Raw genomic sequence first — 22,012 nt, forward strand, 5'->3', positions numbered from 1 at the left:
CGTATCTCCATTCCTCAGCTTGCAAAACAAAAACTCACAATCTATCTTTTAATATATTCTCTATGCATACTTAAATTTCCTGTTATATTTTGCAACCCCTTCCCGAAATTTGTCCTTTCTCTCCCCTTGTCCACAGTTTCATTTCTCGTTACAATGAAGGTGTACTGATTTGCAAGGAGGTTTAACGATGCATAAAAAAGCTCAAAAAGTTATGGTTTATATCATGCTAATTTCTATGCTTGTAACAACATTACTTGCTGGCGCAAGTATGTTTTGGTAAAAAGGGCGATGTGTTCGTCCTTTTTTTACGTTTTACACATAATAAAATAAACCATCTCGACATCGAGATGGTTTATTTTATATAAAGCACAACCGCTACAATACTAAAGGAAAATGCCATTACTAACGCTATCACAAAACTCGTGTACTGTTTGTGTTGAAACGCCCCAATAACAAAAGTAAGATTAAGTAATGCCATCAATACAATCGCTACAACGTAAGAGCATATATTAAAAGTTGCCAATATGAATGTAATCACAAATAGAAAGCCAATAAAAAACTGCATATACGAAATTTTTGGATTCAAGTACATATGAGCAACCCCTTTACCTATTTTTATCCCGCATTAACGGGGAATAACCTCGCACTGATTAAAGTTTCACTTTATCTTTCTATATTTTCATTAACGCATGGTTATGTACACATGTCAAGACAACTTATGATAAAAGAAAAAGCCAACCTTTGCGTTGGCTTTTTCATATGCAATGGCACCTTTTTCTTTTGCCAATTGCTGAAATGTTTTTTTCGACTTCACAATCCACACTTTTGTTCCAATTGGAATGCGATCAAATAAATATTCCACATCGTTTTTCTTCATTCTTATACATCCTTGTGAAATATACTTTCCAATTGAACTTGGTTGGTTTGTTCCATGTATTCCATATTTACTCCCATCAGTTCCTCTTGCATTAAACCCAATCCACCTTGATCCAAGTGGATTTTTTGGTGAACCACCTGGAATATCTTTTGCAATATAGTACGGATCCTTCGCTTTCATTACAATATCAAAAGTTCCTTCTGGGGTTAATTCATTCGTTTTTCCTGTCGCTACGGGAAAAATCTTTTGAATTTTCCCATCGTCAATGTAAGCTAGTTTATTCGTCGCTTTATTTACAATAATGAAAGGATCTCCGGCACGTGGATTATCACCAAGAGGCCAAATCGGCGATAAAGAAAGACATAATATGAAAGAGAGAAGATACGGCATAAATAATTCCTACCTTCTATATAAGTTCTTTTATATTATCCTTTCCCTTAAAGCGACTTTTAATGAGTAAATATTGCTCCATTTCATATACAAGTTGAACAAGTTTTGCACGTATTTCAAATTCTTCACGTGTGACTGGTAACGGCATTTCTCTAAACAATTCTCTCATTTCTTGAAGCTGCCTTAAGGAAATAACACCTGTACTTTCAGGGCTAATTGCATTCCCAATATTTTCAACAACATCGGCAATCATATCAGCTTGTTCATATGTCCACGATAAAGAGGCTGCCAATGGTATCATTCGCTCTAAAATTTCGAATTGTTGCATGCGCATATTAAAGTAACGATAGTAATAATCATCTTCGCGCATAAATGCATTCTCAAGCTTCTTAAAAGATAAATCTCTTGCTTCATTTAGCATATTCTCGGTTTCAATGAGTTCTGCCCCGCTCCAACTACTTTCTCGATTTCGTAAATACACAACCATTTCAAACAATATCGTTTTAAAATTACTTTCTATTTTATTCCGATACTCTCTTAGCTTATTTTCACTACTTGGCATATACATGTTCACTAATAACGCCACACTAATTCCTATCGTTAATATAGCAATTTCATTTCCAACTATAAGCCATGTAATGTGTTTCAATGAATATAGATGCATAACAATAACTGAACTCGTGACGATGCCTTCTTGAATTTTCAACATAACTGCAGTCGGAATAAATGTAAGTAATAATACGCTAATTGCAAGTGGGGTATAGCCAATTGTTTCAAAAATGCAAAATGCGAATACCATTGATAATACACAAGCTAAAAATCGATGTACCGATACTTGAAGTGATTTACGCTTCGTATTTTGTACACATAATATAACTAAAATACCTGCTGAACTATAAAATTCTAACCCTAATAACTGAGCAATAAAAACTGCCGCTCCTGTCCCTATTGCTGTTTTTACTGTACGGTATCCAATTTTAAACATATCATTACTCCTATATGTATAAACGTATTTACAGTTAGTATAAAAAAAGGATGACACAATGTCATCCTTTTCTACTTATTATTCACATAACCTTTTCATATTACAATATTTTTTGTAAAAATTGTTGCGCACGTTCACTTTTTGGTGCTGCAAAAAATTGTGCTGGCGGACTGTCTTCTACAAGGTTTCCTCCGTCTAAGAAAAGAACGCGATCTGCCACCTCTTTTGCAAATCCCATTTCATGCGTAACAATCGCCATCGTCATTCCTGTCGTTACCAATGATTTCATAACTTCTAGCACTTCTTTCACCATCTCTGGGTCTAGCGCTGATGTTGGTTCATCGAACAGCATAACTTCCGGTTCCATCGCTAAAGCTCTCGCTATCGCTACACGTTGCTTTTGTCCCCCTGAAAGGCGATTCGGATACGTATCTTTTTTATTTAACAAGCCTACTTTTTCTAAAAGTTTCTCGGCTTTCTTTTCAGCCTCTTGTTTCGTTACTCCTTTTACATTGATAGGAGCATACGTAATATTTTCTAATACAGTCATATGAGGGAATAGGTGAAAATGCTGAAATACCATTCCTACATTTTCACGAACGTGCATTATATTCGTTTTCGGATTCGTTACTTCTTCCGTTCCAATCCAAATGCGACCATTTGTCGGTGCTTCTAACACATTCATACAGCGTAAAAATGTTGATTTCCCTGATCCGGACGGTCCGATAATTGCAACTACTTCCCCTTTTTCAATCGTTGTTGTAATGCCTTTTAATACTTCGTTTTTCCCGAATGATTTATGAAGGTTTTCAATTTTAATCACTTTTTTTCATTCTCCCTTCAATTGCCTTCCCGACTAATGTAAGAATAATGACTAGCGTATAGTAGATCAGACCAACAAATAGTAGCGGCTCAAGATATTTAAACGTTTCACCGCCTACAATGTAAGCGCGGCGCATTAAATCCGTCGCACCTATTACTGTGACTACAGCCGACTCTTTCGTAAGCGTCGCAAACTCGTTTACAAGTGCCGGTAATATATTTTTTAAAGCTTGGGGAAAAATAATATTTCGCATCATTTTTCCATATGGAATTCCTAAAGCCATCGCTGCTTCAGTTTGTCCTTTATCAACCGCTTGAATGCCGGCACGGATGACTTCTGACATATATGCACCTGAATTCAAACTAAATGCTAGTACAGCCGCTAAAAAGGCCGGTATCTCATAACCAATTATTTGCGGGACACCAAAATAAATAATCATTAATTGCAATACAAGTGGTGTACCACGGAAAATTGATGTATAAAGATCTGCCGCTATATTTAATGCTCGTATTCTAGCAATCTTACAAAGTGCTAATAACGTTCCTAAAATAAATCCTGCTAAAGCTGATACTGCTACAATTTTCAAAGTAACTTCTAGCCCTTTTAATATATACGGTATCGAAGGCGTAATCGCCGAAAAATCCAAGTTCATTCTTTTCATTCCCTTCACAGAAAAGTGAAAGGCAGCTTATTTTCCGCTGCCAAACCACTTCTTCACTAATTTATCCATTTCTCCGTTTTCTTGCATTTTTTTAATCACTTTATTAAATTCAGCTGTTTTATCACTGTTTTTCGGAAGGGCAATTGCTGCTCCTACTTCTTCTGGCGCTTCTTTAATTTCAATTCCTTGTAAATCTTTCATTTTCTCTAAATAATTTTTCGCTACTGTATCTTCTAAAATCGCCGCATCAAAACGACCCGCTTTAATTTCTTGTACAATTTCTGGTATACGGTCACGTCCCTCAGCTTTGAAATCAACTTGTTTTTTAAATTCCGCCGCCTTCTCTTCTTGAATAGATCCTGTTTGTACCCCTACTTTTTTCCCTTTTAAATCTTCTACTGATTTAATGTTAGAATCCTTTTTAGAAACAATCATGTTTTTCGCAACAAAATATATATCTGTAAAATCTACATTATTTTTACGCTCTGCCGTTGGCGTCATACCTGCCATTACAAAATCAACTTTTCCTGAGCTAAGAGACGCTAATAAACCACCAAAATCCATATCTTTCACTTTCACTTCATACCCAAGTTCTTTTCCGATATACTTTGCAATATCAATGTCAAAGCCAATAATTTCATCACTCTTTGAAGCTTCTACATATTCATAAGGTTTATAGTCTGCTGAAGTTCCCATTACAAGTACTTTCTTATTTCCGTTTTCTTCTTTTACGTCCCCATTACTACACGCACTAAACATACTTACAATTAAAATAAGTGCAAACGATATCGATAATAACTTCTTCATCTTTCTTCCCCCTAATAATGTATATTTAAAAGTTTAATAGAATATTTATTCGATGTTTGTATTGTATCAGCAGTTTTATTTTTATGCAATATATAAAATAAAAATAAATAAAATAACATTAAATAACGCATTCTCAATGCATAAAAAACTGCATAACAAAACAAGATGATGTATATTCCATCGTTTTGTATAATTAATAAAAAAAGCGGTACACCCACTTAATCGTGGGCGTACCGCCTTTTCACTTATTTATAGTTCTTCACAATTCTCTTCAAAATACGATTGTAATTTCGCAATAACTTGCATCGGTTCATGACCTTCAATTTCATGACGTTCTACCATCGTTACAATTTTTCCATCTTTTAATAAAGCAAATGATGGAGAAGAAGGTGGATACCCTTCAAAATATTCACGAGCTCTTGCTGTTGCTTCTTTATCTTGACCTGCAAACACCGTTACAAGATGGTTAGGACGTTTATCATAATGTACGGAATGCGCAGCAGCAGGGCGAGCAATACCACCTGCACAACCACATACAGAGTTTACCATTACAAGTGTTGTACCATTTCTTTTAAACGCTTCTTCAACTGCTTCTGGTGTCGTTAATTCTGTATATCCAGCAGAAACGATCTCTTCACGCGCTTGACGAACAACATCATTCATAAAAAAGTTAAAATTAATCAATCTTTTCCCTCCTCTAAATCTACCTATTTGTATCTTACCAGTTAATGTTTATGAAATACAAGTAAGTTTACTTGTATTTAAGCATAGAAAAGGTGTTAGAGCTCTTGCTCTAACACCTTTTCTCAATGACCACGATGTTTTTGCTTTGCTTTTTGTACTTTTATAAAACGTTTTCTCTGCTTTTCAGCTTCCCGTTTCTCTTTAGATTGCACTTTCTGTTCTTGTTTATGCAGTTCATAAGATAAACTAATTGCTTCTTGTGCCTTTGTAAAACGTTTTACATTTACTTCTTTTGCCGCTTCTCGTATGATACGTTTTATATTTTTTGGACGCTGTTTTTCTTTAACGTCCACACCACATTTTGCAACGTGCTGGAAATATGCTAACATTGGACCATTCACAAATATAAGTACTTCCTCGTCTGAAGGTTCCATTCCAAAAATATACCTCGCTCCATACAATTTCCCTTTTTCTTTATGCGTAATAATTCCTACAAAAAATTGACCGTCGTGATATACTGTCAAATCCATTGACAGCCCCTCCTTTAATAAAATTAGAAATATTGGACATCCCGGAGGGGAAGGTTACTGACATGAAATCATGCGTCTGGACTACCGACCAGAGCTGTGTTTTTATATTTCTTTCATTATTATATATTCATTTCCATAATTTTCATATATTCAACAATCATTTTTTTATGCGATCCAACAATATAGTCAGGTAGCTCCGTTACTGGAAAGAATTTAAGCTGAACCGCCTCTTCTTTATTCATAACAAAATGTCCTTCGTATTCATCCGTATAATAGGCTGTCGTTACAGATTGAAATTCATCACCGTTTGCTAATTTTGTAAAGTAGTTCGCTCCAGAAAACACATTGATTAATCGTAAGTTCTTTACTTCTATACCTGTCTCTTCATATACTTCACGGTAAGCTGTTTCTTCTGGTGATTCACCAAGCTCCATGAGCCCGCCAGGCAGCCCCCATTTTCCATACGGTTCTGTTCGTTGTTGCAATAATACATCTCCATGTTCATTTATAACGAGTACAACAGCACCAACTAAAATTAAAGGGCGATGACCAACTATTTTTCGTAATTCTTCTACATATCCCATCGTATCGCCTCCTTTTTCGTTGTCCACACTATTGTATCATATGTATGAAACGACAAAATGCGTATATTTTTCATTTTTTTAACAAAATATTTATTTTATGTGCTTCATCTACTGTAGCTAACATAATAGATTCGACTTCTGTACTCTCCTCTAGAAATTCTCTCGCCCACGCTTCTGTTTTTCCTAATAAAGCAAGAACATCTTTCTGAATCCTCCCATCCTTTACTAATACAAAAGAAACTGGAGATTTTTTTCCCGCCACTTTAAGATCAAGTCGCGAAACTGCTTCATATTCTGGATATCTAAATATAGAAACGACACCGTTCGCTTCCCATAATGCTAATTTGATTGTTTGAATATCGCTCACATTTCGCATACGAAGTTCCGAAAATAAATATTCCACGGTAATTCTCGCTTTTTTCAAATTGCTAAAATCAATGGAACCATTGTGTATAAGAATGATAGGTGCTGGCTCTAAAAAACGTCTCCATCTATCCCATTTCAGCATTAAAACTGAGCTTATAATATGAAGTACAACGAGTATGAACGTTGTAATCATCGAACCGAGTAACCCTACTTTTTCATCAGACAATGCGTTAGAAATATTCCCACCAAGCAATAGCACTAATACAACATCTAAAAAACGAAGTTGTGCGATAGATCTTTGCCCCATCGCTTTCGTAACTAATATTAAAAATACGTATGCTATTATAGCCCGTACAACCCATTCCATATTTGAAAGGTGCCGTGCCCCTTCAAAAATATGCATATGCATCATTCGCACCCCATCTCAAACTGCTAGTCTGTTTTAGTTTGCAACGTTTAAGAGCATATATGTAAAAAAGCTAGTTCGTTTTTACACGAACTAGCTTTTTTACTTAACTGAAAACATATATTTTTTATACGTTTTCCGTACCGATAATATGAGACCCATCATAATCATATTCGAGAACAAGGAACTTCCCCCATACGATAAGAAAGGCAATGCAATCCCTTTTACAGGCATTAATCCAACGATCATACCGATGTTTTGGAATATTTGAACCGTTAATATCCCAATTGATCCAGCACATAATAATGTACCGAATAAATTATCAGCAGAATAACCAATAATAATTGTTCTATATAGTAGTAATAGGAACAAGAACACAACTAACGCTGCTACGATAAATCCACCTTCTTCGGCAATTGTAGCGAAAATAAAGTCAGTATGCTTCTCAGGGATATAGACGTTCCCTTCGCCAAATCCTTTCCCTTCCATACCGCCACTACCTACAGCTAAAATCGATTGCTGCGTTTGATAACCTTGATCTGTATGTTCAAATGGATCTAACCAACCTAAAATACGTGATTGTTGGTGAGGTTTTAGTAAAGTAACTAACTTATTAAAGAAGAAATCCTCATACCTTACGTAAATAAATATTAACGTAGTTAATATGGTGACTGGAATAACTGTACATAACGCTATCAATTTCTTCTGAATACCTGACATAAATAAAATACATGCAATGGCAGCAGCATATAAGAACACCATCCCTGTATCCGGTTGGCTATATACAACAGCCATAGGCGGGAGGGATACTAGCACAATTTTACCTACTAATTTTAAGTCCGTTTGGAATGTCCTTGCCATATACTGTGCATTATGTTTCACTGCTATACTTGCTACTACGAGAAGCAATGAAATTTTGAAAAACTCAGACGGCTGAATTTGTCCAACTAGCGGAAATACAAACCATCTTTTTGCACCTAATTTTTCAGGTGTGAAAGTGGAAACTGGTAGTATTTTCAAAAGAATAAGTGAAGCAAATCCAACGATATAAAGTGGCCAAGACAATTTTTGTAATTGATCTAGGTCAATGCTTGCAACAAGCAATAACAATACAACCCCAATTATGTAGTTCAAACCCTGTTTCATCGCAAAGTTTGCCTCTCCATATTGGCCAGTTTGCTGACTGCTATATATAGCAGCTATACTCGTAACACATAGTGCACACAAAATTAAAATTAATTTTACATCTAAACTTTTTAGAAACTCGGTACTTCTTTTCATGACATCCTCCTGAAACATTGTTACAGCAAAATAAAAAACCAGGAGTCAACATTCTTCATGTTTTGACGACTGATTACACATTATCTATAAAACACTTATATAGAATAACTCTCTTTTTCATACAATACAATATATTATACTACAGTTTCGTCAGTAAGATTTGCCAAAAAAATTATTCTTTTCTTATTTTATATCCATATACCATATATCAGCAATGTATTTTCATAAATTCCTAATACATAATCGTTCATTGTAAGATTACTGGGAAAGATATTATACATATAGTAGGTTGTAGATGAAGAAATAAGATGATAAAAAGCTCGCATAAGCGAGCTTTTTATTAATATACAGATGTATTATTTTCTGACGTATTTTCTAAAATTTCTTTTACACGTCCTAAGAACTTACCACAAATTAAGCCATCTAGTACACGGTGATCAAGTGATAAACATAAGTTAACCATGTCACGAGCACCGAACATACCGTTATCCATAATTACTGGGCGTTTTACAATTGATTCAACTTGTAAAATAGCCGCTTGAGGGTAATTAATAATACCCATAGATTGAACAGAACCAAATGATCCTGTGTTATTAATTGTAAATGTTCCACCTTGCATTTCGTCCGCTTTTAACGATTTCGTACGTACTTTTCCTGCAAGCTCTGTAATTTCACGAGCGATACCTTTAATCGTCTTCTCATCCGCGTGTTTAATTACTGGTACAAATAGTTCTTCCTCTGTTGCAACAGCGATAGAAAGGTTAATATCTTTCTTCTGAACGATTTTATCGCCAGCCCACATAGAATTGATTTGAGGATACTCTTTTAACGCTTGTGCTACTGCTTTTACGAAGAAAGCAAAGAACGTTAAGTTAAAGCCTTCGCGCTTCTTAAAGTCACCTTTAATTGAATTACGGTATGACACAAGGTTTGTCACATCTACTTCAATCATCATCCAAGCGTGTGGCGCCTCATGTTTACTACGTAACATATTCGCTGCAATTGCTTTACGCACACCTGTTACTGGAATTTCGATATCGCCAGGCATTGTCGGTACAGAAACTGGTTTCGCAGCTTCTACTTTTTGCGCTACTGGCGCTGCTTTTGATGCTTCTGGGCGCGCTTCTACTACTGCTACAGCTTCCTCTTTTTTCGCACCTACTTGCGGAATGTTTCCAGATTCCACTAGTTTTAAAATATCTTTACGAGTGATACGACCATTTGCTCCCGTACCTTCTACTAAATCTAAATCAACGTTATGCTCGCCCGCAAGTTTTAATACCGCTGGTGAAAAACGTGGTTTTCCATCAGTTGGTTGTTTTACTTTCGGCGCTTTTTCAGGCGTAGTTACTTCTGCCTTTGGTTCTTCTTTTGTTTTTTCTTCTACAGCTGTTGCTGCTACTTCATCCGCGCCTTCTACTTGAATGACACAAACTACTTCACCTACAGCTAACGTATCACCTTCACCAGCGATTAACTCTTTCACAATACCAGTGAAAGAAGATGGTACTTCTGCATTTACTTTGTCAGTCATTACTTCTGCAAGCGGATCATACTTATTTACGTGATCGCCAACATTAACGAGCCATTTACTAATTGTGCCCTCTGTAACGCTCTCCCCGAGCTGAGGCATTGTAATATTTTCTACAGCCATGTATAGTCCCCCCGATTAAAATTCCGCAAGTTCACGCATTGCTTTTTCAACTTTATCTGGATTTACCATAAAGAATTTTTCCATTGTTGGTGCATATGGCATTGCTGGAACATCTGGGCCTGCAAGACGTGCAACTGGTGCATCTAAATCAAACAGACAATTTTCAGCGATAATTGCCGCCACTTCACTCATAATGCTTCCTTCTTTATTATCTTCTGTTACAAGAAGAACTTTACCTGTTTTAGAAGCAGCTTCTATGATTGCTTCTTTATCTAATGGATACACAGTACGTAAATCAAGAATGTGTGCAGAAATGCCATCTTGCGCTAACTTCTCAGCTGCTTGAAGAGCAAAGTGAACACATAATCCGTAAGTGATAACAGTAATATCATCACCTTCACGTTTTACATCTGCTTTTCCGATTGGTAATACGTAGTCATCTTCTGGCACTTCACCTTTAATTAAGCGATAGGCACGCTTATGCTCAAAGAATAGTACCGGATCTTCATCACGAATTGCAGCTTTTAATAAGCCTTTTGCATCATATGGTGTAGAAGGGATAACAATTTTTAAACCTGGTTGGTTTGCAAACATCGCTTCTACAGATTGTGAATGATACAATGCACCGTGAACCCCCCCGCCAAATGGCGCACGAATTGTAACTGGACAAGTCCAATCGTTGTTAGAACGATAACGAATTTTTGCTGCCTCAGAAACAATTTGGTTTACTGCTGGCATGATGAAATCAGCAAACTGCATTTCAGCGATTGGGCGCATACCATACATTGCCGCACCAATTGCTACCCCAGCAATTGCAGATTCTGCAAGCGGTGCATCAAGTGCACGATCTTCACCAAATTGATCGTATAAACCGTGTGTCGCTTTAAACACGCCACCTTTTTTACCAACATCTTCTCCTAAAACGAATACTTTCTCATCGCGTTCCATTTCTTCGCGCATTGCTAATGTAATAGCATCAATATAAGACATTACAGCCATGAAACGTTCCCCCCTATTCTGCGTATACGTGCTTCAATGCATCTTCAGGTGCTGCATACGGAGCATTTTCTGCATATTCTGTTGCTTCATTTACGATATGCATAATTTCGTCTAACATTTGTTTTTCAAATTCCTCAGTTAACACGCCAGCTTCTTTTAAATAAGCTGCAAATGTTATAATTGAATCTTTTTTCTTTGCTTCTTCTACTTCTTCTTTATCACGATAAACACGATCATCATCGTCACTAGAATGTGCTGTTAAACGATATGATACTGTTTCAATTAAAGTTGGACCTTCACCACGTCGACCGCGGTCTGCTGCTTCTTTTACAGCTTTATATACTGCAAGCGGATCGTTTCCGTCTATTGTATATCCAGGCATACCGTAACCAATTGCACGATCTGATACGTTTTTACATGCTAATTGTTTTTCAACCGGAATAGAGATTGCATATTTGTTATTTTCACACATGAAAATAACAGGTAGTTTGTGTACACCAGCAAAGTTTGCCCCTTCATGGAAGTCACCTTGGTTTGAAGAACCTTCTCCAAATGTAACGAACGTTACTAAATCTTTCTTCTCCATTTTTCCAGCTAACGCAATACCAACTGCATGTGGTACTTGTGTTGTTACTGGAGATGAACCTGTCACAATACGATTTTTCTTTTGACCGAAGTGACCAGGCATTTGACGACCACCAGAGTTTGGATCTCCAGCTTTCGCGAAAGCTGACAACATAAGCTCTTTAGCTGTCATACCAAACGCTAGTACAACACCCATATCACGGTAGTATGGTAATGCATAATCTTTCTCTCTATCAAGAGCGAACGCTGCTCCAACTTGTGCAGCCTCTTGTCCTTGACAAGAAATTACGAATGGAATTTTACCTGCACGGTTTAATAACCACATACGTTCGTCAATTTTACGTGCAAGTAACATCGTACGGAACATTTCTAATACTTGCTCATCACTTAAGCCAAGCTCTTCATGGCGCTTTTCTTTTACTTCTGCCATTTTTCATAACCTCCTAAATCCACATTTTTATGCGTGTAACGCTCTTCCATCTACAGCAAGTGCTGCTTCACCAATCGCCTCAGATAATGATGGATGCGGATGAATTGTATGTGCTACTTCCCAAGGTGTTGCATCAAGTACTCTTGCAAGACCAGCTTCAGAAATCATATCTGTTACGTGTGGTCCAATCATATGAACACCAAGAATGTCATTTGTTTCTTCATCAACTACAAGCTTTACAAAACCATCAGATTCTCCGTATACAAGCGCTTTTCCGATTGCGCGGAATGAGAACTTACCTACTTTTAACTTATAGCCTTTTTCTTTCGCTTCTTGTTCTGTTAAACCGACAGAAGCAACTTCTGGACTGCTATATACGCATTTTGATACCATAGAGTAATCAATTGGCGTAACTTCTTTCCCTGCAATATGTTCTACTGCAACAATTCCTTCGTGAGAAGCAACGTGAGCAAGTTGTAAGCCACCGATTACATCTCCAATTGCGTAAATATGAGATTCTTTCGTTTGATAAAACTCATTTGTTTGAATGTATCCTTTTTCCACAACGATATCCGTATTCTCTAAACCAATATTTTGCGTATTGGCTTGTCTTCCTACAGATACAAGCATTTTTTCTGCTTTAAATTCTTTATTCTCACCGTTATGTTCAGCTTGAATTGTTACTCCATTATCTTTTACCAATGTTTCTGGTAATACTTTTGCACCAGTCACCACTTTAATACCTTTTTTCTTGAACAGACGTTGCATTTCTTTTGAAACGTCCTGATCTTCTAGTGGTAAAATCGTTTTCGCATACTCTAACACTGTAACTTCTACACCGAAGTCAGCAAGCATAGATGCCCACTCAATACCAATTACACCGCCACCAACGATAATGATCGAACTAGGAAGCGTTTCCATTTTTAGGGCATGATCTGAAGACATTACATACTCTCCGTCTAACTCTAAACCTGGTAATGAATTTGGACGAGAACCCGTTGCAACAAGTACATTTTTTGGAATTAACATTTCATTCTCTTCTCCACTTGCAAGTTCAACTGAAATTGTCCCTGGCATCGGAGAAAAAATAGACGGGCCAAGAATACGGCCAATACCTTCAAACACATCAATTTTACCTTGTTTCATTAAATGTTGAACACCTTTATGAAGCTGCGTTACAATCTTCTCTTTACGCTCTTGTACTTTTGCAAAGTTTAGTTCTACATTACTTGCAATAACTCCGAACTCTTCGCTTTTTTTAGCAGTTGCGTATACTTCCGCACTACGTAAAAGAGCTTTACTAGGAATACATCCTTTATGCAAACAAGTACCACCAAGATTTTCTTTTTCAACAAGTGCTGTTTTTAATCCTAGTTGTGATGCGCGAATTGCAGCAACATATCCACCTGTACCGCCGCCAACGATGACTAAATCATATTCTCTTGCCATTATCTCAACCCCTAGCTACTGTTTGTTTTTCTCTTACCACATACTCTTTCGGCGCTTCTTCTTCACGTAATACACGAAGTGCTCCTTCTGCTAACGCTTCTAACTCATCTTCCCCTGGATGTACGATAACATCTGCAATCCAATCCACTCGTTCTTTTATTTCATCAACAAGTATTTTACTGTATGCAAGTCCACCAGTTAATACGATTGCATCGATTTTTCCGTGAAGTACAGCACTAGCTCCGCCAATCTCTTTCGCAACTTGATATGCCATTGCTTTATAAATAAGAGTTGCTTCAGGATCGCCTTTTTCAACCATTTGTTCTACTTTAATTGCATCATTTGTACCGATAAGACTTACAAGTCCACCTTGTCCGACAAGTTTTTTAACCATTTCGTCTCGGTAATACTCACCAGAGAAACACATCTCAACTAATTGTCCTACTGGTACTGTACCAGCACGCTCTGGACTAAATGGTCCTTCTCCGTTTAAGCCATTATTAACATCGATAACTTTTCCTTTTTTATGAGCACCAACTGTAATACCGCCGCCCATATGTGTAACTAATAAATTTAAATCCTCGTATTTGTGGTTTAATTCTACAGCCACTTTACGAGCAACTGCTTTTTGGTTTAATGCATGGAAAATACTTTTACGTTCCATACCAGCAATACCGCTTATACGAGCAATCGGTTCCATTTCATCTACAACGACAGGATCCACAATGAATGCTGGAATATTTAATCCAGAAGCGATTTCATATGCTAAAATGCCTCCAAGATTTGAAGCGTGATGACCGCTAAATCCATTTTTCAAATCTTCTAACATTGCATCGTTTACTGTGTATGTTCCGCCTTCTATTGGACGAAGTAATCCACCACGCCCACAAACAGCGTTCAATTTTGAAATGTTAATACCGTGAGAATGTAAAACTTCTAATATTGTTTCTTTTCGAAACTCATATTGGTCGATAATTCGTTTATATTTCCCAATCTTTTCTTCATCATGACGAATTGTTTCTTCTAAAACAGGTCTTTCATTATCAAAAACACCAATTTTTGTGGATGTACTACCCGGGTTAATAACAAGAATTCGATTTAAGGACAATGTTGCTACCTCCACTAATAAATTCAAAAGGACGTGGAAACCTCATAAGAGGTAACCACACCTTTTGTAAAAGTTATATATGAATGATTAGCGACGGCTAATAATGTCGTGACCGTTGCGTAAGTATGTGCTACGAGAGTTTTTCAAGCTTGCAATGCGCTCTTCAGCTAAACGATCTGCTGCTACATAAGTTGCTATGCCATCGCGTTTTGAAATTTCGATTACTTTTGCAATTGTGTCATAAATTGACTCAACACGTTTTAGCGCACGTTCTCTATTATATCCATATAATTCGTCTGCTACGTTAATTACGCCACCTGCATTAATTACATAGTCTGGTGCGTATACAATACCCATTTCATGAATGATGTCGCCGTGACGATCTTCTTTTAATTGGTTATTTGCAGAACCCGCGATTACTTTTGCTTTAAGTTGTGGAATAGTTTCATCATTAACTGTTGCGCCTAATGCACATGGTGCGTAAATATCACATTCAACACCGTAAATTTCATTTGGCTCAACTGCTGTTGCACCGAATTCTTCTACTGCACGTTGTACAGCTTCTTTATTAATATCTGTAACAATTAATTTTGCTCCTTCAGCGTGTAAATGTTTGCATAGATGATATGCTACGTTACCAACACCTTGAACAGAAATTACTTTTCCTTCTAGATTATCTGTACCGAACGCTTCTTTCGCAGCTGCTTTCATACCACGGTATACACCATATGCAGTTACTGGAGATGGGTTTCCAGAAGAACCGAATGAAGGTGAAATACCTGTTACAAAGTCAGTTTCTTCATGGATAATATCCATATCATCTACTGTAGTACCAACATCTTCAGCTGTAATGTAACGTCCGTTTAATCCTTGAATATAGCGTCCTAATGCACGGAACATCGCTTCACTCTTATCTTTACGTGGGTCACCGATAATTACTGTTTTCGCTCCACCTAGGTTTAAACCAGCTGCTGCGTTTTTGTATGTCATCCCTTTTGCAAGACGCAATGCATCTTCAATCGCCGCTTCTTCAGAATCATATGTCCACATTCTTGTTCCACCAAGAGCCGGTCCAAGTGTTGTATCATGAATTGCAATAATTGCTTTTAAACCTGATTCTTTATCTTGACAAAATACTACTTGCTCATAATCATATTTTTCTAAGTATTCGAAGATTTCTAATGTCATTGTCGTTTCCCCCTAATGTTTTACCCTTTTTGGTTTATTTTGAAGCAGTCGTAACTGCCAATGCTAATGAATATACTTTTGTTTCTGCTGAATCAGCACGAGATGTTAAAACTATCGGTGCTTTTGCGCCAGCAATCATCGCTCCTACTTTTGCATCTGCAAAGTAAACGAGTGATTTATAGAGCACATTTCCAGCTTCAATCGTTGGGACGAGTAAAATGTCTGCCTTACCTGCTACATCACTTACTATGCCTTTATGCTCTGCTGCGATTTGTGATACTGCATTATCTAAAGCAAGTGGTCCATCAACGATACAATTTTTAATTTGTCCGCGGCGATTCATTTGTGTTAACATCGCTGCATCAATTGTCGCCTGCATCGCTGGATTCACAACCTCTACTGCTGCAATTGGTGCCACTTTTGGCAACTCGATTCCTATTGCCCGGGCAACTTCTACAGTATTTTGTATAATAGCAGTTTTTTGTGTTACATCAGGTGCGATGTTCATCGCTGCATCTGTAACGAAAATAAGACGATCGTAATTTGGAACTTCAAATGCTGCTACATGTGAAAGCACGCTACCTTTACGTAACCCCCACTCTTTATTTAACACAGCCTTTAAAATATTCGCTGTTGGGATGTTGCCCTTCATAAGCACATCTGCTTCACCGTTTCTCACAGATTTAACAGAAAGCTCTGCAGCCTCAGCACTTGACGCTGCTGCAATCACTTCAATGTGGTCTGAAGTTTGTAAACCATGTTCTTGTAGCATCCCCATTATTTTTTCTTGATTTCCATATAGACGAAATTGAGCTAGCTGTAATTTAATCGCTTTCGCTACAGCTTCAATTACTTCATGATCTTCAGCTACTGCTACAGCTACAGTTTTTTTAGGCTGTCCTGCTGCTTGATCAATTAAGTGTTCTAACTTCATATTTTGTAATCAACCCTTTCCGTCGTCCCTCGTTTATTTATAAAGCAAATACCGTGCCAACTTTTTAAAGTGGTCTTACCAATAATGAAAACGCATTCAAAATGCAGTAAAATCAATACTTTGCAAAATAACGAAACATTCTGTCTTAATTTGTCGCTTTTTATATACCATGCAATAAATTGCACGGTACGCAATTTATTGCATGCTATTTTTTGCACACTCATACTTTTCTAGCTTGTAATATAGATTTCGAACTGAAATTCCTAATGCTTTTGCAGTTTTCGTTTTATTCCCATCAAATTTCTCTAGATATCCACGAATAATATTCCCTTCAAACTCTGTCACTAAATGTTCAAGTGGCTTTTCTTCTAATTCAGGTAATAAGTTATTTTGAGCTAACTCCGCCTGCTCTTCTTTATGCAAAGGGGGTAAATGCTGTACATCAATATATATCTCGTTATAATTCATAAAGATAATCGCTCGTCCTAAAATATTTTCAAGTTCCCTTACATTCCCTGGCCATTCATATGATTGTAGATAGGAAATAGCCGAATCAGTGAGCCCCTCTACATTCCGACCATAATCTTGGTTTATTTTTTGTATCAATCGTTCAGCAATTGCCGGTATATCTCCTTTTCGCTGACGAAGAGACGGAATTTGAATTGGAATTTTATTTAATCGATAATATAAATCCTCTCTAAACTCTCCTTCTAGAATAGCCTTTTCTAAATTCACATGTGTCGCTGCAATTACCCGAACATTAATAGGTATCGCTTTCGTTCCACCAACTTTTACAATTTCTTTTTCTTGCAACACGCGAAGGAGTTTCGCTTGCGTATTTGCAGACAACTCACCTATTTCATCTAAAAAGATACTACCGTTATTCGCTTCCTCAAAGAATCCGCGTTTCCCCCCTCTTTTCGCTCCAGAAAACGCACCCTCCTCATAACCGAATAATTCACTTTCTAACAACGTCTCCGAAATCGCCGCACAGTTTACACGGACGAACTTATTATATTTTCGATTACTTCCATTATGGATCGCATGTGCAAATAATTCTTTACCCGTCCCAGATTCTCCGCGTAACAATACTGTTGCCGGTGTATTCGCCCCAAGTTTCGCCTGCTCGATAGCTGCAGTTGTTTCATCTGAATTTCCGACAATATCATCAAATGAATATTTTGCTTCTAATGTACGAATAATCTGTCTCGCTCTATTCAACTCATTTGTTAACTTTTGAATTTCTGATACGTCACGAATTACACCGACGCTTCCTTTTAATATCCCATCAACAATAACGGGTGCTACGTTTACAATTACATCGCGCTTCTTTTGCCCAATCTTCATATGTATTCCGCGTACCGCCCTACGCGTTCGAAGTACTTTCATATGCATACTTTCACCTTCTACAATATCAGTTGTAGCCGGTTGTCCAAGAATATCTTCTTCTGTTAAACCCGTTAACTTCGTATAAGCAGGGTTTATAACTAATCCTCTTCCTTTCTCATCGACAACCGAAATTGCTTCTTCAGATGAGTTGATAATTGCCTCGAGTAACGTTTGAATTTCTTTTAAATCTGTAACTTCTTCCGCTAAATCTACAACTTCTGTAATATCTTTAAAAATCGCAAATGCCCCTTGAACCTCTCCTCCTTCTTTTAATATTGGAATACGTGTTGTAATAATTTTCTTTTCATTTTCTAACGTCAGTTCATAATTTACTTCTATTTGTTTCGTACGTATAATGCGAAGCAGCTTACTAGTTGGAATAACTTCTAAAATATATTTCCCTATCGCGTCTTCTTTTTTATATCCGATAATACGCTCTGCACTTTTATTAAAAAGACGGACTTGTCCCTCTTTATCAATTACAATCATACCGTCATGTGTAGAATTTAAAATTAATTCTCCTTGTTGCGTCTGTTCCTCTAACTGTCCAATTAAACCTTCCTTCTCATGCGCTAATTTTGTAACAATTTTCGCAATATCACCTGGAATGAGAAGAGTATCTTTATGCTTTTTCTCTAGTAAAACTTTATGTAAACCATCGTCACCTGTCATATCAAATATGACATCGATATGCATAGAAAGAAACGGAGTTACACTCTCTCCAATCACAATCCCATTTTCCTTAGCAATTTGTAATCCTTGCGCAGTCGGATTTATATCAATAACTCCTATAATTTGAAATATATTCGAACTTTGTAACAGATTCAGCAGTGTACTTCCACCTTCACCTGCACCAACAATTAAAACCTTTTGTTTCATACATTACACTTCCTCTCGAAGTATCTCTGCAAAATTTTTCACACCTTTATCTTACTCGCTCAGCCCCCTCTTGACAAACCCCCTTCTCATATAACATCATTGGAATATACTAAATAATCTGAAAAGGAGCGTTATGTATGCAGCGTTACCTTGCTCTATTATTAGCACTCATCCCTATTTCATTAGCTGTATTCGGCATTAAGTTAATGAGAGATACTGTGTTTGGGATTTTATTCCCCCCAATTTCTATACTATGGTTACAGTTTTTTATTGGCGCTCTCTGCTTCGCACTCGGGTTTTACATCTTTGGTGGCTTCGTCTTACACCGAGACCGTAAACGCAATAAAGTTCAAGCTCGCTTTAGAAGATAAAGTAAAACTTTAATCACTAGGGTTTTATCCATTTCTAACTGATGATGAGTCCTACAACAAAGAGCTTGATAAATAAAAAATGAGACCTTTATATTAGGTCTCATTTTTTTATCGGCAATAAAGTTCTTGCTGTTTCAGGATAATCGGTAATAATCGCCGAAATATTCATATCAAAATATTTACGCATAAGAGTTTCTTCATTTATTGTATAGGGGCGAACCTCTACACCACTTTCCATTGTTAGTATAGCTATGGCATCTTGAAGGTAACGATAATTAGGATGTACTGCTGTTGCGCCCATTTTTTTTGCATATGCCCACGGACTATGCAAACCTTCACGATATAAAATAGCTGTTTGAATATCCGGAGCCATCATATGACATTTTTTCATACTGTAGTGATTAAACGAAGAAAATACAACACGATCTTCTAGACTAAACTTACGTACAAGTGTTATAACCTCTTCTTCTAAACCTCTGTATGGGATTTTATTATTTTTAAATTCAATATTGAGTAGCAATTTCGTTTTGGCGAGCCATTCTAATACTTCTTCTAGAAGAGGTATTTTACAAAAACCTACTTTATCACCGAATTTATAACTCGCATCCAACTTACATAAATCCTCATATAAATAATTTCGAACCGCACCTTTTCCATTTGTTGTCCGATCCACTGTTTCATCATGAATGACGACAACCTTTCCATCTTTCGTTAGTTGAACATCAAGCTCAATTCCGTCCGCTCTAAAAGCCTCCGCCGCTTCAAATGAAACCATTGTATTTTCCGGATACGTTCCCGCTGCACCACGATGTGCAAATATAAGAGTCATCCTCACTCCCCCAATCTTATGCTATACTATACGAAAAAGGAGGTACTTCTATGAGACCATTACAAATTTCTCCAGACACTGCAGTTCGCTTATCAAAAGCATTAGGTGTGCCGCTCGAACAGCTCATGCATATGCCACAACACATTTTAATTCAAAAGCTAGTTGAATTAGAAAAACAAAATAAAGACGAAGAATAATATGGTCCTGTTTTGCAGGACTTTTTAATTTATCCTTACTACATATACTATCACAAGTACATCTTCCATACAGTGAAACTTCCACCAGATAAGTTATCTTGTCTTATTCTCCTACTGATCCCACAACTAATCGCTTTCTTACAAGCATTCTTTGAACAAAAAAATGAAAGAGCGTTGCCTCATGGCACCGCTCTTTCATTTCTCTATTGGAAATATATTAAACCTTTATCATTTATCCACTTTATGATTTATCGTTGTCTTATTATGCTCTGTTTTCACCCATGTATGTTGTTGCTTCCATTTAATTAGACCAACAATTTGAGCATAAACAAACGTATATGCGTAATAAAAGATAGAAAAACTCATTTGGATAAGTTTATACTTTCTATTTGTATCTACCTTAACTGCATAATACATACAAACAACAAATTGATACAGGAATAATATTAAAGAAAGAATACTCGCACCTAAAATCATCGCAACTAAACGTTTCCCTATTGCAGGGATATCTTGATATGATTGCGTCGCAACAACATATCCTAAAGCAATTAAAATACCTATCAAGGTTATTGTCATTTGAACTGCACGAGTCATTCCGAATAGATAAAACAACTGGTCAATAATTCTTATTTTCCCTTTTTCAGTAAACAGTTTTTTTACCATAGGTTTAAAGTTTGTAAATGCAACATACCAATGCCCTTGAGACCAACGCGTACGTTGTTTAATACTAATTTTAAAGTTATCTGGTTTTTCATCGTATACTCGAACAAAGTGATTCCATAATACTCTTCCATTATCTTTAACAATTTCCATCTCTAATTCTAAATCCTCTGTTAGCGAATCAAAACGGAAACCACCATGTTTCATTAAGTACTCCATTTTAACAATGAACCCAGTTCCACCAATAGCATTCGGTAATCCCAGACGATATTTTGCCAGCTGGAAGAAACGATTTGTTAAGTAATAGCTCATAGCATAACCAAGCGATAAATTAGTCGCTGAGTTTTTTGAATCTAAATAAATTTGAATCGCTTCTGGCTTATCTTTAGCAATGTACTGTGAATTTAACTCTTGTAAAACATTCGAATCGACATGATTATCAGCATCTAAAATCATTAAACAGTCATATTTTTCAGTCAGTTTATCAAATCCTAAATGACGTAACGCATATTGTAAACCTGCTGGTTTCCCTACGCCTTCACGAGGAAATAGCTGTTCACTTGTATTAACATATTTCATTCCCTTTTCTTCACAAATAGCACCTGTTCTATCCGTACTATTATCATTTACAACATAAATATCATACAAATCATCTCGGTATTGAATTTTTCTTAAATTATCAATAGTTGAACCAATTACTTTCTCTTCATTATGTGCTGCAACTAATATTAAAAACTTTGTCTTATCTTCAATTATTTCATAATCACGTTTCGCTTTACCAAATCCAAAAAAGGAAATGATTACATAGTATACCGTATTAATATTAACATATACTGTAATGATAAAAAACAATGCTAATAACACGGTAACTACTTTTCCGCTCAAAAATTCCATGTCCATCCTCCTAAAATCTTTCCAATATACACCATTATAGACTCTTAAATAA

The 22,012-nt window shown here is 36.6% G+C and carries 24 protein-coding genes; 3 read left to right on the forward strand and 21 right to left on the reverse strand.

The annotated features are described in order from the left end of the window. The first annotated feature begins 187 nt into the window (after positions 1-187). Positions 188-280, forward strand: a complete 93-nt coding sequence (gene prli42, locus G9F74_RS02530) for a stressosome-associated protein Prli42 (protein WP_000549039.1) — start codon at positions 188-190, stop codon at positions 278-280. Between the two features lie 72 nt (positions 281-352). On the opposite strand, the gene G9F74_RS02535 is transcribed toward prli42, so the two are convergent. The 19 genes from G9F74_RS02535 to G9F74_RS02625 all read right to left on the reverse strand — a co-directional run bounded on the left by G9F74_RS02535 (position 353) and on the right by G9F74_RS02625 (position 19,009). Then, positions 353-592: a DUF3894 domain-containing protein gene (locus tag G9F74_RS02535; protein ID WP_000281158.1), complete on the reverse strand. Its 240-nt coding sequence runs from the start codon at positions 590-592 to the stop codon at positions 353-355. Positions 593-706: 114 nt separating this feature from the next. Then, complete coding sequence (locus G9F74_RS02540) at positions 707-1,267, reverse strand: L,D-transpeptidase (protein WP_001146537.1); 561 nt, start codon at positions 1,265-1,267, stop codon at positions 707-709. A gap of 16 nt (positions 1,268-1,283) precedes the next feature. Beyond that, a complete protein-coding gene (locus G9F74_RS02545; RefSeq protein ID WP_000472694.1) occupies positions 1,284-2,252 on the reverse strand; it encodes an aromatic acid exporter family protein in 969 nt (322 codons plus the stop codon). A gap of 100 nt (positions 2,253-2,352) precedes the next feature. Beyond that, complete coding sequence (locus tag G9F74_RS02550) at positions 2,353-3,075, reverse strand: amino acid ABC transporter ATP-binding protein (protein ID WP_000590222.1); 723 nt, start codon at positions 3,073-3,075, stop codon at positions 2,353-2,355. After that, positions 3,068-3,727: an amino acid ABC transporter permease gene (locus G9F74_RS02555; protein ID WP_001046918.1), complete on the reverse strand. Its 660-nt coding sequence runs from the start codon at positions 3,725-3,727 to the stop codon at positions 3,068-3,070. Before G9F74_RS02555 ends, G9F74_RS02550 begins: the two co-directional genes overlap by 8 nt. Positions 3,728-3,763: 36 nt before the next feature. After that, positions 3,764-4,543: a transporter substrate-binding domain-containing protein gene (locus G9F74_RS02560; protein ID WP_000735467.1), complete on the reverse strand. Its 780-nt coding sequence runs from the start codon at positions 4,541-4,543 to the stop codon at positions 3,764-3,766. Between the two features lie 249 nt (positions 4,544-4,792). Then, complete coding sequence (locus G9F74_RS02565; protein WP_001979317.1) at positions 4,793-5,206, reverse strand: BrxA/BrxB family bacilliredoxin; 414 nt, start codon at positions 5,204-5,206, stop codon at positions 4,793-4,795. Between the two features lie 143 nt (positions 5,207-5,349). Continuing rightward, positions 5,350-5,757, reverse strand: coding sequence for a YjdF family protein (locus G9F74_RS02570; protein WP_002044836.1), 408 nt, complete (start codon positions 5,755-5,757; stop codon positions 5,350-5,352). Between the two features lie 119 nt (positions 5,758-5,876). Continuing rightward, on the reverse strand, positions 5,877-6,341 hold the full coding sequence (locus tag G9F74_RS02575) for an NUDIX hydrolase (RefSeq protein WP_000542539.1): 465 nt from the start codon (positions 6,339-6,341) through the stop codon (positions 5,877-5,879). 70 nt (positions 6,342-6,411) lie between these two features. After that, a complete protein-coding gene (locus G9F74_RS02580; protein ID WP_000550952.1) occupies positions 6,412-7,116 on the reverse strand; it encodes a DUF421 domain-containing protein in 705 nt (234 codons plus the stop codon). 99 nt (positions 7,117-7,215) lie between these two features. Then, on the reverse strand, positions 7,216-8,394 hold the full coding sequence (locus G9F74_RS02585) for an FtsW/RodA/SpoVE family cell cycle protein (RefSeq protein WP_000831187.1): 1,179 nt from the start codon (positions 8,392-8,394) through the stop codon (positions 7,216-7,218). Positions 8,395-8,734: 340 nt separating this feature from the next. Further along, on the reverse strand, positions 8,735-10,048 hold the full coding sequence (locus tag G9F74_RS02590; RefSeq protein ID WP_000257669.1) for a dihydrolipoamide acetyltransferase family protein: 1,314 nt from the start codon (positions 10,046-10,048) through the stop codon (positions 8,735-8,737). Between the two features lie 15 nt (positions 10,049-10,063). Beyond that, a complete protein-coding gene (gene bfmBAB, locus G9F74_RS02595; protein ID WP_000290072.1) occupies positions 10,064-11,047 on the reverse strand; it encodes a 3-methyl-2-oxobutanoate dehydrogenase subunit beta in 984 nt (327 codons plus the stop codon). A 13-nt stretch (positions 11,048-11,060) separates the two neighbouring features. Next, positions 11,061-12,062 carry a 3-methyl-2-oxobutanoate dehydrogenase subunit alpha gene (gene bfmBAA / locus G9F74_RS02600; protein WP_000852549.1) on the reverse strand — a complete coding sequence of 334 codons (1,002 nt, stop codon included), beginning with the start codon at positions 12,060-12,062 and terminating at the stop codon, positions 11,061-11,063. A gap of 27 nt (positions 12,063-12,089) precedes the next feature. Continuing rightward, positions 12,090-13,511 (reverse strand): dihydrolipoyl dehydrogenase, encoded by a 1,422-nt coding sequence (lpdA, locus tag G9F74_RS02605; protein WP_000090439.1) that lies wholly within the window; start codon positions 13,509-13,511, stop codon positions 12,090-12,092. A 4-nt stretch (positions 13,512-13,515) separates the two neighbouring features. Beyond that, positions 13,516-14,619: a butyrate kinase gene (gene buk, locus G9F74_RS02610; protein ID WP_000056190.1), complete on the reverse strand. Its 1,104-nt coding sequence runs from the start codon at positions 14,617-14,619 to the stop codon at positions 13,516-13,518. An 87-nt stretch (positions 14,620-14,706) separates the two neighbouring features. After that, positions 14,707-15,807: a leucine dehydrogenase gene (locus tag G9F74_RS02615; protein ID WP_000171363.1), complete on the reverse strand. Its 1,101-nt coding sequence runs from the start codon at positions 15,805-15,807 to the stop codon at positions 14,707-14,709. Positions 15,808-15,841: 34 nt separating this feature from the next. After that, complete coding sequence (gene yqiS / locus G9F74_RS02620; RefSeq protein WP_000763063.1) at positions 15,842-16,741, reverse strand: phosphate butyryltransferase; 900 nt, start codon at positions 16,739-16,741, stop codon at positions 15,842-15,844. Between the two features lie 195 nt (positions 16,742-16,936). Beyond that, positions 16,937-19,009, reverse strand: coding sequence for a sigma-54 interaction domain-containing protein (locus G9F74_RS02625; protein ID WP_000811004.1), 2,073 nt, complete (start codon positions 19,007-19,009; stop codon positions 16,937-16,939). 137 nt (positions 19,010-19,146) lie between these two features. Between G9F74_RS02625 and G9F74_RS02630 the strand changes: the two genes are divergently transcribed. Then, positions 19,147-19,380 (forward strand): DUF2627 domain-containing protein, encoded by a 234-nt coding sequence (locus G9F74_RS02630; RefSeq protein ID WP_001190186.1) that lies wholly within the window; start codon positions 19,147-19,149, stop codon positions 19,378-19,380. A gap of 100 nt (positions 19,381-19,480) precedes the next feature. Here G9F74_RS02630 and G9F74_RS02635 read toward each other — a convergent pair whose 3' ends face one another. Beyond that, on the reverse strand, positions 19,481-20,209 hold the full coding sequence (locus tag G9F74_RS02635) for a glycerophosphodiester phosphodiesterase (protein ID WP_000172598.1): 729 nt from the start codon (positions 20,207-20,209) through the stop codon (positions 19,481-19,483). Between the two features lie 50 nt (positions 20,210-20,259). Here G9F74_RS02635 and G9F74_RS02640 point away from each other — a divergent pair, with 50 nt between their 5' ends. Further along, positions 20,260-20,406: a YycC family protein gene (locus tag G9F74_RS02640; RefSeq protein WP_001247671.1), complete on the forward strand. Its 147-nt coding sequence runs from the start codon at positions 20,260-20,262 to the stop codon at positions 20,404-20,406. Between the two features lie 228 nt (positions 20,407-20,634). Here the strand turns inward: G9F74_RS02640 and G9F74_RS02645 are convergent, their stop codons facing one another. Then, entirely contained in the window at positions 20,635-21,960 is a 1,326-nt protein-coding gene (locus G9F74_RS02645) for a glycosyltransferase family 2 protein (protein WP_000395075.1), read from the reverse strand. Positions 21,961-22,012 lie beyond the last annotated feature (52 nt).

The organism is Bacillus sp. EKM202B (genome assembly GCF_011066025.1).
Taxonomy (GTDB): domain Bacteria; phylum Bacillota; class Bacilli; order Bacillales; family Bacillaceae_G; genus Bacillus_A; species Bacillus_A toyonensis.